Origin of the sequence: Poseidonocella sp. HB161398, from assembly GCF_005870025.1 — a bacterium.
Lineage (GTDB): Bacteria > Pseudomonadota > Alphaproteobacteria > Rhodobacterales > Rhodobacteraceae > Mangrovicoccus.
Window position 1 is genome coordinate 26,511 of sequence record NZ_VATA01000057.1, and the last position, 14,319, is coordinate 40,829.

16 protein-coding genes and 1 other RNA gene are annotated in these 14,319 nt (G+C 66.6%); 6 read left to right on the plus strand and 11 right to left on the minus strand.

Features of this window, described 5'->3' with window-relative positions; translation table 11 throughout:
- Positions 1-81: 81 nt before the first annotated feature.
- Together tsf and rpsB are read right to left on the minus strand one after the other, a co-directional pair.
- A complete protein-coding gene (tsf, locus tag FGX59_RS28670) occupies positions 82-957 on the minus strand; it encodes a translation elongation factor Ts (RefSeq protein ID WP_138470826.1) in 876 nt (291 codons plus the stop codon).
- Positions 958-1,049: 92 nt separating this feature from the next.
- A complete protein-coding gene (gene rpsB / locus FGX59_RS28675; RefSeq protein ID WP_138470828.1) occupies positions 1,050-1,838 on the minus strand; it encodes a 30S ribosomal protein S2 in 789 nt (262 codons plus the stop codon).
- A gap of 355 nt (positions 1,839-2,193) precedes the next feature.
- On the opposite strand from rpsB, the gene FGX59_RS28680 reads away from it, so the two are divergent.
- From FGX59_RS28680 to FGX59_RS28690, 3 genes are all read left to right on the plus strand, one after another.
- The gene (locus tag FGX59_RS28680) at positions 2,194-3,084 is read left to right on the plus strand and encodes a PfkB family carbohydrate kinase (RefSeq protein WP_138470830.1); all 891 of its coding nucleotides are present in this window, start codon (positions 2,194-2,196) and stop codon (positions 3,082-3,084) included.
- Complete coding sequence (locus FGX59_RS28685) at positions 3,084-3,998, plus strand: pseudouridine-5'-phosphate glycosidase (RefSeq protein WP_138470832.1); 915 nt, start codon at positions 3,084-3,086, stop codon at positions 3,996-3,998. The genes FGX59_RS28680 and FGX59_RS28685 overlap by 1 nt, the downstream gene beginning before the upstream one ends.
- Positions 3,999-4,092: 94 nt before the next feature.
- Complete coding sequence (locus FGX59_RS28690; protein WP_138470834.1) at positions 4,093-4,839, plus strand: DUF502 domain-containing protein; 747 nt, start codon at positions 4,093-4,095, stop codon at positions 4,837-4,839.
- Positions 4,840-4,953: 114 nt separating this feature from the next.
- Here the strand turns inward: FGX59_RS28690 and FGX59_RS28695 are convergent, their stop codons facing one another.
- The 5 genes from FGX59_RS28695 to FGX59_RS28715 form a co-directional block, all read right to left on the minus strand.
- On the minus strand, positions 4,954-6,195 hold the full coding sequence (locus tag FGX59_RS28695) for a cyclopropane-fatty-acyl-phospholipid synthase family protein (protein ID WP_138470836.1): 1,242 nt from the start codon (positions 6,193-6,195) through the stop codon (positions 4,954-4,956).
- 115 nt (positions 6,196-6,310) lie between these two features.
- Positions 6,311-7,723 (minus strand): deoxyribodipyrimidine photo-lyase, encoded by a 1,413-nt coding sequence (locus FGX59_RS28700; RefSeq protein ID WP_138470838.1) that lies wholly within the window; start codon positions 7,721-7,723, stop codon positions 6,311-6,313.
- Between the two features lie 61 nt (positions 7,724-7,784).
- Positions 7,785-8,291 carry a DinB family protein gene (locus tag FGX59_RS28705; protein WP_138470840.1) on the minus strand — a complete coding sequence of 169 codons (507 nt, stop codon included), beginning with the start codon at positions 8,289-8,291 and terminating at the stop codon, positions 7,785-7,787.
- Between the two features lie 66 nt (positions 8,292-8,357).
- Positions 8,358-9,335: an iron exporter MbfA gene (gene mbfA / locus FGX59_RS28710; RefSeq protein ID WP_138470842.1), complete on the minus strand. Its 978-nt coding sequence runs from the start codon at positions 9,333-9,335 to the stop codon at positions 8,358-8,360.
- 105 nt (positions 9,336-9,440) lie between these two features.
- Positions 9,441-10,871, minus strand: coding sequence for a sodium:alanine symporter family protein (locus FGX59_RS28715; protein WP_138470844.1), 1,431 nt, complete (start codon positions 10,869-10,871; stop codon positions 9,441-9,443).
- A 202-nt stretch (positions 10,872-11,073) separates the two neighbouring features.
- On the opposite strand from FGX59_RS28715, the gene ssrA reads away from it, so the two are divergent.
- Positions 11,074-11,422, plus strand: a transfer-messenger RNA (tmRNA) gene (gene ssrA / locus FGX59_RS28720).
- A 33-nt stretch (positions 11,423-11,455) separates the two neighbouring features.
- Here ssrA and FGX59_RS28725 read toward each other — a convergent pair.
- The 4 genes from FGX59_RS28725 to FGX59_RS28740 form a co-directional block, all read right to left on the minus strand.
- Positions 11,456-12,532, minus strand: a complete 1,077-nt coding sequence (locus tag FGX59_RS28725; RefSeq protein ID WP_138470845.1) for an integrase — start codon at positions 12,530-12,532, stop codon at positions 11,456-11,458.
- Positions 12,525-12,773 (minus strand): AlpA family transcriptional regulator, encoded by a 249-nt coding sequence (locus FGX59_RS28730; RefSeq protein WP_138470847.1) that lies wholly within the window; start codon positions 12,771-12,773, stop codon positions 12,525-12,527. The genes FGX59_RS28725 and FGX59_RS28730 overlap by 8 nt, the downstream gene beginning before the upstream one ends.
- A 12-nt stretch (positions 12,774-12,785) precedes the next feature.
- A complete protein-coding gene (locus tag FGX59_RS28735) occupies positions 12,786-13,316 on the minus strand; it encodes a hypothetical protein (RefSeq protein ID WP_138470849.1) in 531 nt (176 codons plus the stop codon).
- Between the two features lie 96 nt (positions 13,317-13,412).
- Positions 13,413-13,649, minus strand: coding sequence for a hypothetical protein (locus FGX59_RS28740; protein WP_138470850.1), 237 nt, complete (start codon positions 13,647-13,649; stop codon positions 13,413-13,415).
- 80 nt (positions 13,650-13,729) lie between these two features.
- On the opposite strand from FGX59_RS28740, the gene FGX59_RS28745 reads away from it, so the two are divergent.
- Positions 13,730-13,954: a helix-turn-helix domain-containing protein gene (locus tag FGX59_RS28745; protein WP_138470852.1), complete on the plus strand. Its 225-nt coding sequence runs from the start codon at positions 13,730-13,732 to the stop codon at positions 13,952-13,954.
- Positions 13,951-14,253: a hypothetical protein gene (locus FGX59_RS28750; RefSeq protein ID WP_138470853.1), complete on the plus strand. Its 303-nt coding sequence runs from the start codon at positions 13,951-13,953 to the stop codon at positions 14,251-14,253. Before FGX59_RS28745 ends, FGX59_RS28750 begins: the two co-directional genes overlap by 4 nt.
- The last annotated feature ends 66 nt before the right edge of the window (positions 14,254-14,319 follow it).

The following is a 14,319-nucleotide window of genomic DNA, read 5'->3' on the forward strand; positions in this document are numbered from 1 at the left end:
ACTCCTCGGGGCAGCGTGCGGAAAAGAAAAGGGCCGGACCCGCGCATGGCGGATCCGGCCCCCGGATCGTCTAGGACTGGATCAGCCCTGGGCAGCCTTGGCGACTTCGGCCGCGAAGTCTTCCTCGACCTTCTCGATGCCTTCGCCGACTTCGATGCGGACGAAGCCGGTGATCTCGACGCCGGCCTCTTTCGCGGCGGCGCCGACGGTCAGGTCGGGATTGATCACGAAGGCCTGGTTCAGCAGCGTGACTTCGGAGAAGAACTTCTTCATCCGGCCCTTGATCATGTTCTCGATGATGTTCTCGGGCTTGCCGGATTCACGGGCCTGCTCGGTCAGGACGGCCTTCTCGCGCTCGACCAGGGCCTGGTCGATATCGGCTTCGGACAGCGACGCCGGGTTGATCGCGGCGACATGCATCGCGACCTGGCGGCCGAAGGCCTCGTTCTCGGCCGACAGGGCGACCAGGACGCCGATCTTGCCCATGCCGTCAGCGGCGGCATTGTGCACGTAGGACACGACCGACGCGCCTTCCAGCGACGCCATGCGGCGCAGGGTCATGTTCTCGCCGATCGTCGCGATCTTGTCGGTCAGCGTGGCCTCGACGGTCTTGCCGCCCAGGTCGGCCGCCTTCAGCGCCTCGATGTCGGACGCGTTCAGCGCCGCGGCGGAGATCGCCTTGACCATCGACTGGAACTCGGCGTTCTTGGCGACGAAGTCGGTTTCGGAGTTCACTTCGACGGCAACGCCCTTGCCGCCGTCGACGGCGACGGCCACCAGGCCCTCGGCGGCGGTGCGGCCGGATTTCTTGGCGGCCTTGGCCAGACCCTTGGTGCGCAGCCAGTCGACAGCGGCTTCCATGTCGCCGCCATTCTCGGTCAGCGCCTTCTTGGCGTCCATCATGCCGGCGCCGGTCTTGTCGCGAAGTTCCTTCACCAGTGCTGCGGTAATCGCCATGGTGCTCTCCTCGTTATCGTCTGGGTCCCCGCGGCACTAGCCGCAGGTCATGTCATTTGTGTAACGGGGGCCGCCAGGGCCCCCGCGACGGATCAGCTTTCGGCAGACTCTTCGGCAAGCGCCGGCTCTTCGGCCGCGCCCAGGTCTTCCTCGGCCAGATCCTCGAACTCGCCCAGGTCGATGCCGGCGGCGCCCATCTGGGCGGTCATGCCGTCCAGGGCTGCGCGCGCGACCAGGTCGCAGTACAGGCCGATGGCGCGCGCGGCGTCATCGTTGCCCGGGATCACGTAGTCGACGCCTTCCGGCGAGCAGTTGGTGTCGACGACGGCGACGACCGGGATGCCCAGCTTCTTGGCTTCGAGGATCGCCAGATCCTCTTTCTTGACGTCGATGATGAACAGCATGTCCGGCACGCCGCCCATTTCGCGGATGCCGCCCAGCGACGCCTGCAGCTTGGCCTGCTCGCGTTCCATGCCCAGGCGCTCTTTCTTGGTGAGGCCTTCGGCGCCCAGGGCCATCTGCTCGTCGATCGCCTTCAGGCGGTTGATCGACTGCGAGACGGTCTTCCAGTTGGTCAGCGTGCCGCCGAGCCAGCGGTGGTTCATGTAGTACTGCGCGCACTTCTCGGCGGCGTCGGCGATCGGCTTCTGCGCCTGGCGCTTGGTGCCGACGAAGAGCACCCGGCCGCCCTTGGCGACGGTTTCCTTGACGGCCTGCAGAGCGGCGTCCAGCATCGGGACGGTCTGGGTCAGGTCGAGAATGTGGATGCCGTTGCGGTCGCCGTAGATGTACTCGGCCATCCGCGGGTTCCAGCGCTGGGTCTGGTGGCCGAAGTGGACGCCCGCTTCGAGCAGCTGGCGCATGGAGAAATCGACGCTCATGTCCTATCCTTTCCGGTTTGAGCCTTGGCGGGGTCTTGAGGGGCGGATGCCCCAACCGGTGGACAACATGAGGATGTCTCCCCCATGGGCCCGTACCCCGCCTGCGAGATAGCGGCGCCTATAGAGCCTCCGGCGGGAAGGTGCAAGCGCATTCGCCCCTGCCTTCGCGCGGACGCCCCGGAACCGGCCGGCAGCCGCGCCGCCTGTGCCCGTTCCGCGCCGGGTCCGTCCTTCTACGCCGTTGCGCCCGCCGGGGGAAGGCAGCGCGCGCAGATGGGAAACAGTCGTGAACAAAACCGGCGGTCCGCGCAGGAAAGCCTTGCAGTCCGGCCGCCGCCCGGTCAGATGATCGGCCATGATCCCGAACAGACATATCCTGTGCATTGGCTCGGCGCTCTGGGACACGATCGGACGCCATGACCACGCGATGGCGGTCGGCCATGACCGGCCCGGCCGGATCCGGCGCGTGCCGGGCGGGGTTGCGCTCAATATCGCCGTCGCGCTGGCGCGGCTCGGCATGTTCCCGCAGGTGCTGACCGTGCTCGGCACCGATCCCGAGGGCGACACGCTGGCCCTGGCCTGCGGCCGGCTCGGCGTCGACCTGTCGCTGGCGGTGCGCCGCAGCGACCTGCCGACCGACGCCTACATGGCCGTCGAGGGCGCCAACGGCCTGGTCGCCGCGATCGCCGACGCGCATTCGCTCGAGGCGGCCGGCGACGCGATCCTCGCGCCGCTCGACGACGGGCGGCTGGGCAGTGCCGCGGCGCCCTATGGCGGCACGATCGCGCTCGACGGCAATCTGACCGCGCCGCTTCTCGGCGTGATCGCCGCCAGCCCGCTCTTCGCCGCCGCCGACCTGCGGATCGCCCCGGCCTCGCCGGGCAAGGCCGACCGGCTGCTCGCCTTCCTCGAGGCGGGGCGCGGGACACTCTATGTCAACCGCGAAGAGGCCAACCTCCTCTCGGGCAGCAACGCCCCCGATGCCGGCGGCGCCGCGCGCGCGCTGCTGAAAGCCGGGGCGGAACGCTGCATCGTCACCGACGGGGTCGGCGAGGCCGTCGACCTCTCGGCCACCAACTGCTACCGCGCGACCCCGCCTTTGGTGGAGCCGCGCCGCATCACCGGAGCCGGGGACACGCTGATGGCCGTGCATATCGCCTCCGAACTCCAGGGCATGGGCCGGGGCGAGGCCCTGTTCCACGCCACCCAGTCCGCCGCCCGCTACGTTGCCGGAGAAGACATCTGATGACCCTCGACATTTCCTATTCCGCCGAGGTTGCCGCCGCCCGCCAGTTCGGCGCGCCGATTGTCGCGCTGGAAAGCACGATCATCACCCATGGCATGCCCTATCCGCGCAATCTCGAGACCGCCCGCGCGGTGGAGGACGACATCCGCGCCGCGGGCGCCGTCCCGGCGACGATCGCGGTGCTCGACGGGCGGCTCCATGCCGGGCTCGACGGCGCCCAGCTCGAGGCGCTGGCGCAGCGCTCGGACGCCGCCAAGCTCAGCCGTGCCGACATGGCCGTCGCGATGGCGCGCGGCATGACCGGCGCGACCACCGTCGCCGCCACGATGATCGCCGCCCGCGCCGCGGGCATCCAGGTCTTCGCCACCGGCGGGATCGGCGGCGTGCACAAGGGCGCGGAGGACAGCTTCGACATCTCCGCCGACCTGCAGGAGCTCGCCCAGACCGCCGTCACCGTGGTCTGCGCCGGGGCGAAGGCGATCCTCGACCTGCCGAAGACGCTCGAAGTGCTGGAAACCCTCGGCGTGCCGGTGATCGCCTACGGGCAGGATGCGCTCCCCGCCTTCTGGTCGCGCGACAGCGGGCTCGCCGCGCCGCTGCGCCTCGACAGCGCCGCCGAGATCGCCGCCGCCGCGCAGATGCGCGCCCTGCTCGGCGTGCCGGGCGGCCAGCTGGTCGCCAATCCGGTGCCCGAGGCCGACGAGATCCCCGCCGCAGAGATGGCCCCGGTCATCGCCCAGGCCACCGAAGAGGCCGCCGCCCAGGGCATCCGCGCAAAGGCGGTCACGCCCTTCCTGCTCGGACGCATCCTCGAGCTGACCGGCGGGCGCTCGCTGGAGACCAATATCGCGCTGGTGCGCAGCAACGCCCGGCTCGCCGCGGCGATTGCCAAAGAATTCACCAGACTCCGCTGAACCGGGCATCCCTGCCTCGAACTTGGGCAGCGGGCCATTGTACGCCCCTGCCCCAGCGCCTAAATTTGGCCTGACCCGTCCCCAGGACCCCCAGATGCTAGAGCCCTTCGAAGATCCGAACCATAGCCCCAAGCCGCGCAAGCACCGGCTGCTGACCAATCTGCGCGCCAGCTTCCTCACAGGCCTGGTGGTGATCGCGCCGATCGGGCTGACGATCTACCTGATCTGGTCGGTGGTCGGGTGGATCGACGGCTTCGTGCTGCCGCTGGTGCCCGCGCGGTTCAATCCCGAACAGTATATCGGCATCAACCTGCGCGGCGTCGGCGTCATCTTCTTCCTGCTCTTCACCATCTTCGTCGGCTGGGTCGCCAAGGGCATCATCGGCCGCTCGCTGATCAATGCCGCCGAGGAACTCGTCGGCCAGATGCCGGTGGTGCGCTCGATCTACAACGGGCTGAAGCAGATCGCCGAGACCGTCTTCGCCCAGCAGGATACCAGCTTCGACAAGGCCTGCATGATCGAGTATCCGCGCCGCGGCGTCTGGGCGCTCGGCTTCATCTCGACCCCGGCCAAGGGCGAGATCAACCGCCGCGCCCCGACCGAGGACGACCTGCTGTCGGTCTTCGTGCCGACCACGCCGAACCCGACCTCGGGCTTCCTGCTCTACTTCCCGCGCCGCGACGTGATCGAGCTCGACATGTCGGTCGAGGATGCGGCCAAGCTGGTGATCTCCGCCGGTCTCGTCTACCCGCCCGAGCGCGGCGCGGCGCCCACCCCCGCCCCCGATGGCGGCGAGCTCGTGAAGATCAACGAAAAGGCCGTCGCCTCCACCCGCGGCTGAGCCCGCGCCACGCCCCGGCCGATGGCGTCCCGGGATCGCGCCAGCGATCCCATGGGCTCGACGATATCTCCGTGAAAGGAATGCGCGGCCCCGGAGGGGACGCGCTCCGCTGGATCAGGGGCGCGCGCGGACCGGCACCGCGACCGGCAGCGGGTTCTCCACCGTGATCTGGGTGACGTCGCAGACCCCGTTGGCAAAGGACGAGGCGCAGGAGGTCAGGTAGTAGTTCCACATCCGCCGGAACCGCTCGTCGAACCCCTCCCGCGCGACCTCCGTCCAGGCGGCGTTGAAACTGCCGTGCCAGCGGCGCAGCGTCTGCGAGTAGCTCTCGCCGAATTCGAAGCTCCGCGCCACCCGCAGCCCCGCCGCCTCCGCCTGGCGCGCCAGCACCGAGGGGCTGGGCAGCATGCCGCCCGGGAAGATGTACTTCTGGATGAAATCCACGCTCCTGCGGTAGTTCTCGAAGCGCTGGTCCTCGACCGTGATCACCTGCAGCACCGCCGTGCGCCCCGGCCGCAGCCGCGCGCGCAGCGTGTCGAAATAGACCGGCCAGTAGCGCTCGCCCACCGCCTCGAACATCTCGATCGAGACCACCCCGTCATAGAGCCCGGTCTCGTCGCGGTAGTCGCAGAGCCGGATCTCCACCATCTCCTCGAGCCCGGCCCGCGCGATCCGCGCCCGGGCGAACTCCGCCTGGCGCTCCGAGATGGTCAGCGCGGTCACCATCAGTCCGCGCTCGCGGGCGGCATATTCCGCAAAGCCGCCCCAGCCGCAGCCGATCTCCAGGATATGCTCGCCGGGCTGCGCGCCAATCTGGTCCACCATCCGCGCGTATTTCGCGATCTGCGCAGCCTCGGTGCTTTCCTGGCCGGTCTCGAACAGCGCCGAGGAATAGGTCATCGTGCCGTCGAGCCAGAGCTGGTAGAACTCGTTGCCCAGATCGTAATGGCGGGCGATGTTGCGCCGCGCCTGGCGCTTCGAATTGCGCTGCAGCGCGAAGCGCAGCCGCTCCCAGGCGCGCACCAGCCCGATCCCGGGAAAGCCGTTGAGCAGCACGTCATTGTCGGCATGCAGGAAATCCATCAGCGCCTGCAGGTCGGGCGTCGACCAGCCGCCTTCGAGATAGGATTCGGCGAAACCCAGCTCGCCCTCGCGCAGCAGCCGGGCGAAGAGATCGCGGTCATGGATCTCGATCTCGGCCACCGGGCCCGGCGCGGCCCCCTCGACGCGGAACTGCCGCCCGTCGGGCAGCCGCACGTCGAGCTGCCCGGAATTGATCGCCTGCGCCTGGGCGAAGACCCGGGCGAAATACCGGGGCAGATCCGCCTGCCCGTCAATGCTCGTGGGAACCGACATGCCTCTTCCTCGCTGGACATATGGAGAGATACGGACCCGCCCCCCTGCCGGATCATTAAGACCAGTTAATTTTTCCGTGCCGGGCCCCGCCCTGTCAATTCCTCCCGTCGCCATGTCAGAATCCGCGGCCCTGATAGGCCTCGAGCGCCGCCTTCCGCCCCGCTTCGGGCGTCACGACCGGTGCGGGATAGCGGTCGGCGGCGCTCAGCCCCCAGCTCAGCGGCGCGGCGTCGAAATAGGACAGCGCCGTCTCCGTCGGCTCGGCCTTGCCCTCGGCGATCCAGGCATCGGCATAGAGGCGGCGCGGATCGAACTTGTCGAGCTGCGTCACCGGATTGAAGACGCGGAAATAGGGGGTCGCATCCGGGCCCGAGCCCGCCGACCACTGCCAGCCGAGCGCGTTCGAGGCCGGGTCCCAGTCGGTCAGGCAGTCCTCGAACCATCTGAGCCCGACCCGCCAGTCGGTCATCAGGTGCTTGGTCAGGTAGCTCGCCACGATCATCCGGCCGCGGTTGTGCATCGTGCCGGTCACCCACATCTCGCGCATCGCGGCATCGACGAAGCGGATGCCGGTCCGGCCCTGCTGCCAGGCGCGGACCTTGCCGGTGATCTCCTCCGACCAGGGAAAGGCGTCCCATTCCGGCCGCCAGTTCTCGCGCGTGATCTGCGGCGTGTGCCACGCCAGGTGATAGGCGAATTCGCGCCAGACCAGCTCCTTCAGGAAGGTCTCGGCGCCTTTAGAGCCCTCCTCGCGGCGGCGCAGCCCGGCATGCCAGCAGGTCAGCGGGCCGATCTCGCCCCAGGCCAGATGCGGGCTCATGCGCGAGGTGCCGTCCTGCCCCGGGATGTCGCGCGCCGCGTCGTAATCGTCGACCGGCCCTTCCATGAACCAGTCGAGCCGCTCGCGCGCCGCGGCCTCGCCCACGCGCTGGTGGCTTTCGAGGATCGGCTGGGCGCGGCGCATATCGGCGCCGAGCGCCCAGTCGGCGAGCGCCTCCGAGGCGGGCCAGCGCCCGGGGGCGGGCCAGCGCGCCGGGGCGCGTTCGGGCGCCGGCAGGTCGGTGCTGCGCAGCGCCTTCCACATCGGCGTGAAGACCTTGTAGAAGCCGCCGGTCTTGGTCTTCACCCGCCAGGGCTCGAAAAGCAGGTGCCCGGCATGGCTTTTCGCCGCCAGCCCGGCCTCCTCCAGCCCGGCCTTCACGGTGGTGTCGCGGGCGATGCAGTCGGGATCGTAATGGCGCGACCACAGGACCTTGCGCGCGCCGGTCTCCTCTGACAACGCCGTCAGGATCTCCAGCGGATCGCCGCGGCGCAGGACCAGCCGTCCGCCGATCTCCTCCAGGCTCTGCGCGAAGCGCCCCAGCCCCAGCCCCCAGCGGAAGCGCGGCGCCGCGCCCCAGCTTTCATGCAGCGGATCGAGGATCGCCACCGGGATCACCGGCCCGCCCTGCGCGATCGCCGCCGCCAGGCAGGGATTGTCCGCCAGCCGCAGATCCTTGCGCACCCACCAGATCACCGCCTCGCCCATGAAGTCTCTCCGTCACCTTGCCGTGAGAGGTAGCTAGGACGCCGGCGCGAAGGTCAATGGCTCAGGCGTCATCCGGCAGGAACGGAAGGTCGGTCGTGCCCGGCCGCGCCCCCGCCGCGGTCAGCATCGCGTGGATCTGGCCGCGGTGATGGGTCTGGTGGTTGAAGATCTGCATGATGCAGATGGCCCGCGGACGCCGCAGCTCTGCGCCGTCGCCCACCGAGGTCCAGACCAGGTCGCCCTCCAGATCGGCCGGGGTTGCCGCCTCCGCCCAGACGGCGATCACCGCGTCCTGCGCCATCCGCGCGGCCCGGAAGCCCTCCCAGTCCGGGAAAAGCCGCGGGCTGTCCTTCAGCGCGACCTCCGGCCGGTCGTTCCGGCCGAAGCGCGACAGCCAGGTCAGGTCGCCCCAGAGCAGGTGGTTGAACGTGCCCGAGATCGAGCCGAACCAGGCGCCGCGATCAGCCTGCCGCGCCTCCTCCGTCAGCGTGCCGGCCGCGGCCATCAGGCCCGCATTCTGCCAGCGGTTGTAGCGTGCCATGACGCGCATCCAGTCGGGCGTGATCATCGGGCCTCTCCCATTGCTCGCGCCCTGCCTGCGCCCCCGCGGGCGCCCGCGTCAAGGTCCGCGCCGTCACGCCCCGCCGATGATGATCCCCGCCGCCAGCACCAGCGCGCCGCCGACCACGACCTGCAGCGCCGCGCGCAGGAAGGGCGTCTCCATGTACTTCTTCTGGATCCAGGCGATCGCCCAGAGCTCGCAGAAGACCACGCAGAAGGCGATGATCGTCGCCGTCCAGAAATGCGGGATCAGGTAGGGCAGCGCATGGCCGAGCCCGCCGATGGCGGTCATCACCCCCGAGGCGATGCCGCGCTTGAGCGGCGAGCCGCGGCCCGAGAGCTGGCCGTCATCCGAGGCGGCCTCGGTGAAGCCCATCGAGATCCCCGCCCCGACCGAGGCGGCAAGGCCGACGAGGAAGGTCTGCCAGGTGTCGCCGGTGGCGAAGGCGGCGGCGAAGATCGGCGCCAGCGTCGAGACCGAGCCGTCCATCAGCCCTGCCAGCCCCGGCTGCACCCAGGTCAGGATGAACTGCCGGCGCTCGGAATCGTCCTCGGCCTGCCGGGTCTCGGGGTCCAGATGCTCGTGCTCGAGCGACACCGCGGCGCGCACATGGCCCGCCTCGGCCGCGGCCAGGTCGCCCATCAGCTTGCGGGTCGAGGCATCCTCGCAGCGCCGCGCCGCCAGCGCGTAGAAGCGCTGCGCGTCGCGTTCCATGATCTTCGCCTGGTCGCGGATCTCGTCGAGCGGCATCGCCTCGGCCAGCCAGACCGGACGGCGGTTGTAGAAGCCGGTGACATGGGCGCGGCGGATCAGCGGGATCACCTCGCCCCAGCGCGCGCGGAAGAGCTCGATCAGCATGTCGCGATGCTGCGTCTCCTCGCCGGCCATGCCGTCGAAGACGGCCGCCGAGGCGGGGAAGTCGTCGCGCAGCATCTCGGCATAGGAGCGGTAGATCCGCTCGTCATCCTCCTCGGAGGAAATCGCGAGCGCGACGATCTCCTTCTCGGTGAGATCGCTGAAGTGCTTCTTGGCTGGCTGGAAGAATCTCATGGCTGGCCCTCTTGATTTAGAATCATTCCAAACCAGAGCCGGCGGCCTGCCGCAAGCGGTTTCGGCGGGCCCCGGCGCATCTGCCGCGCCGGGGCCACAGCCGTGTCAGACGTCTTCCTTGGCGTCCGCCCAGGCGGCCTTGTCGATGGCCAGGTCCGGGAACTTCTCGGGGTCGAAGACCGGCGTCTTCCCTTCCGCCAGCTGCGCGCGGTAGTCGTTGAGGATGCGCATCGCCGTCGGGAAGAGCATCGCCAGCGCGATCAGGTTGACCAGGGCCAGGATCCCCATCATCGGGTCGGAGAAGAAGAAGACCGAAGTCGCCGCCGGCGCCGTGGCACCGAGGAAGACCAGGAAGATCACCAGGATCCGCAGCCCGTGCAGCGCCCCGGGCTTGCCGGTCAGGAAGCTCAGCGCGTTCTCCCCCAGGTAGTAGTTGTAGATGATCGAGGAGAAGGCGAAGAGCAGCACCGCCGCGGTCAGGAAGTATTTCGACCATTCGCCGACATGGCTGGCCAGCGCCTGCTGGGTCAGCACCACCCCGTCCATGCCCTCGGCGCCCGGCTGGTAGACATCGCTGAGCAGGATGACGAAGGCCGTGCAGGTGCAGATCACCATCGTGTCGATGAAGACCGACAGCGACTGCACGATGCCCTGGTTCACCGGATGCGGCACATAGGCGACCGCGGCGACGTTCGGGGCGGAGCCGAGCCCGGCCTCGTTGGAGAAGAGCCCGCGGCGCAGGCCCTGGGCGATCGCCGCGCCCATGCCGCCGGCCACCGCCTCGCGCAGGCCGAAGGCATTGGCGACGATGTCCACGATCATGCCCGGCACGTGCAGGATGTTGAGCAGGATGACGATCAGGGCCATGCCGAGATAGCCGATCGCCATGATCGGGATGATGACATCCGCGACCTTGGCGATCCGCTTGATGCCTCCATAGACCACGAGCCCGGCCACTGCCGCCAGGGCGATGCCGCTATAGAGCCGCTTGACGCCCAGGCTCTCCTCGATCGCGCCGGCCACGGTATTGCCCTGGAAGGCGTTGAAGCCGAGCGCGAAGGCGGCGATCAGGCAGATCGCGTAGACCACGGCGAGCCAGCGGAATTCCGGCCCGAGCCCGTGGGTGATGTAGCGCGCGGGCCCGCCGCGGTAGGTGCCGTCGGGCTGGGCCTCCTTGTAGACCTGCGCCAGAACGCATTCGAACAGGCTGGTGGCCATGCCGACGAGCGCGATCATCCACATCCAGAACACCGCGCCCGGCCCCCCGAGCGTGATCGCCACCGCGACCCCCGCGATATTGCCGCCGCCGACCCGGCCGCCGACCGAGACCAGCAGCGCCTCGCGCGAGCTGACATGGTCGTGCTTGCCCGCTTCGGGATCGCCCTTCAGCACGGCGAACATCTGCTTGAAAAAGCGGATCTGGACGAAATTAGAGACCAGCGTGAAGAACACGCCGAGAACGACGAGGAACGGGATCAGCGACCAGCCCCAGGTGAGGTCGTTTATCCTGTTGAAAAAGCCTTCCAATAGACCCATTTCGGGCACCTTCCCTGCTATAGATCGTCTCGCCTCCGTCATTGCGGAGCCGCGTAAACCATCCTTAACCCGCAAGTTCCGGCGCCGCAGCCGCGAATTTCGCCATCGGCCTGAATTATCGGCACATGTGTCGCGGGCCCGGGCCCGGTTCCTGCCTGCTTCCGGGCAGCGCTGCCGGTCCGGCAGGCAGTTGGCGAAATCTCCCCTTGAACCTGGGCGCGCGGGCCCCTATCTTCGGCTTGTCCTTCGGGACTATGGGCATAAACGCGCACGTAATAAGCGGATCGGACCCGGGGGCGGTACCCGGCGGCTCCACCAAATATCCCTTGTTGGGGGATCTTGGGGCCGAAATAGGATCGACGGACGTCTAAAGGTGTTAGCTTTGTCCCGGTGAGATACCACCGTTATCGGTTCGCTAAGCATAATTGCCAACAACAATCGTGCTCCGATGGCTCTCGCAGCGTAAGCTGTGCGAAACATCGATCTTTAAGCCCTTGCGCCTAGCAGCGTAAGGCGGGGTTCGCAGGTACCTGGCAACAGAAACCTGCACTCTTCTTTCCACATCTTAACGTCTTGATATTCCATCATTTCCCTTTTCCATTTTTCAAGGGTTTTACAATCTTGGCTTCCTGACGTTCCCGGAATTCCCTCAACACCTCCTGCCCGCTTGCCTTACGGTCTGCATATCGGCAGTAGTGCTCGACCATCTCGACCGACATACCGACCATGTCCGAGATCTGCTCGGCCGTATAACCGGCGAACCGAAGACGGATCACGGCGTTGGCTCGGAGACCGTGCGGGACCGCGCCCTCCAAGATCGGGTGCTTCTTCCGCTCCTTGTTGAAGACCTTCCACATCTGGTTGGGGCCAAACGGCTTGCCTTTGCTCTTGCCTTCCTCCTGCAGAAGATACGGGCCGGGGCGTCGCTCCCATGTCGCCATCTCGGCTTCCAGCTCCGGGAAGATCGGGCACCACGGCCTTACACCGGTCTTCTTCTGGGGAAGGCTGAACCCGCCATCGTCCTCGTCGTTCGGCCCGAGGCGCACCGCGTCACTGATCCGCTGACCGGTGTAGCGGCTGAGAAAGTACCAACGCCGCAGAACACCGGTGAAGTTCTCTTCGGCAAAGGCAAGCTGCTCGGGCGTCCACGGCGGATGCCCCTCGCCCTTCGCGAACCGATGCACGCCCTTGGTCGGATCGTGGATCATCAGCTCTACCGGCCCATTCGCCCAAGCACACATCGCCTTGAAAGCGTCGAGCGTGTTGTTCGCGGCGCCAGGCGTCTCCATCCCGATCTTGCGGATAAGGGCATCGACGTGCTTCGGCCTGATCTCGCTGGCCGGAAGGTTTTCCCACGCAGCGCGGATTGGCCTGAGATAACGTCGGTACTGGTCCTGCGTGCCCTCGCTCAGCTTCCGTTGCAGCGTCGGCCATGCAACCTCATAGGCGTCGATCAGAGCGCCAATCGTACCGGTCGGGGTCGGGCCGAACGTGCCCTGTGCCTGCCGAACCGCGTGCCAAAATTCCGGGGTCTGAGGGTCATTCGGCAGCCGGATCCGTTCGCCTGCATGAGGCGTGCCCCTGCCCTCCTGATAGTAGAAATACTCGCGACCGCCAGACGTTACCTTATGGACATGCGGCGGGAGCGAAACCTTAGACATTGTTGATCCCCGTCATGAAGGGATCTTCGCCGTCCGCACCCTTGGCGCCTGCGTCGAGATACGAGACCACCTCAGCCCAGCACCAGCGAACAGCACCGCCACGCATAACCGGCGGCGGCAGCAACCCGCGCTTGACGTAGGAGTCCACGGTGGACTCGCTCATGTCGAGCTCTGCCGCCAAGGTTGCCTTGCCGGGATATGCCGGCGGGCGATCTCCGAAGATGGGCTTACGCTCTGCCATCTGCCAGTTCTCCTAGTTCCCGTAGGTCTCGGCCAAGATCTCTTGCGGGTCGCGCCCGGGCTCGATCTTGGCGACGAGGCTGTTGAAGACTTCCGACACGTTGAGGGCCAACACCCCGCCCGCGTCGGAGATGTTCATGTGGTCACGAGGCTTCACCGTGTTCGCAAAGTTGCTTTTCCGAACCACCTTGCTGCCCTTGGGCGTGACCACCAACAGCGTCGGGTCGTGCCATTCTTCCCGGTAGGGCAAGCTCGGGTATCGGACCATCTCCGGCTCTTCTTCGTCAGCCGCGCCGAAATGAGCGAATTCCACCGCCATTTCGAAGGCACGCGTGGCATTGATGCCAAACCCATCGATGAGAGCTTTCGCAGTCGCCATGTGCATCAGGGCGGGGAAGTCGCAGGTCTTGCGCTTGCCAGGGCTGCCACCGCCGACGACGGCTCCGCCGGGCAGATGCTTGTTCCACCACGTCTGGACGGCGCGGGGCTCGGCCTCAAGGACTTCGACCACTTTCGCCAAGGTGAATTTGTCTTCGTACATCATGAGCCGATCTCCTATACATAGAACGTAGCAGCGTCGTTTTTGGCTGGCAAGAAAAATACGACGCTCCTACGTTCTTTATTCGGCCCATCAACAGCCCTATTCCAGCGCCCCGGCCTTGCTCGCCATATCCAGCGCTTCCTCTACAAGGCGCTCGATGTGCTCGAACTGGCATTCCAAGGCGCGCATGCGGGAGCCCACGGGGACATCTGCAAGGTCACCATCGCAGGCGCTGCGGCCCACCAGGGCGAGATTTCCAATCTCGCAGAGGGCGTCGGACAGGGTGCGGGCGTTGGGCAAGGAGAAATCGTTCGCGCGGGCGCGGTCTTCGGTCATTGATCTGTTCTCCGGTTGTGGTATCAACAGTTTATGTTGCTACTCTCGCCTCCCTCCACCAGTCAACAGAAAATGTTGAAATGACGCCTGCGCAGTGCCGTGCCGCTCGTGCACTTCTTGAAATGACACAGCCGAAGCTTGCGGAAGCGGCCGGCCTGGGGCTTTCGACGGTCGTTGATTTGGAGAAGAGTCGCAGGGTCGTTTCAAATCAGGCAATCGCAGCCATCCGCGCTGCCCTCGAAGCAGCCGGTGTCGAGTTCATCCCGGAGAATGGCGGCGGGGTAGGAGTAAGGCTTAAAAAATGACTTTGAGCGACTTCTGGAACTTCCTCAAAAATATTTCCCCGGCATTTTCGCTAATTGCAATTTTCGTTGCCGTTCAGTCGTTCCGATTCAACAGCAATAAAAACTTACTTGACCTAAGAATATCTCTTTTGAAATCCTACCATAGAGCGAGAGTTGCAAGCAGACGAGCTGACGTTGAGCTGAGCAGCCAAACAAACCTTTTAAATAGGATAAAGCATTGGGAAGGAAGCAATCCATTCTACTCAAAGAAGCCAGAATTTCAGGATCAACTCGGCCTTGTTGCACAAATCGGGGGCTGAGCGCGGTTCCCCTTTCCCCGGACGGACTTATCCTACGGCCACAGTGACGGGTATGCCGAGCGCGGT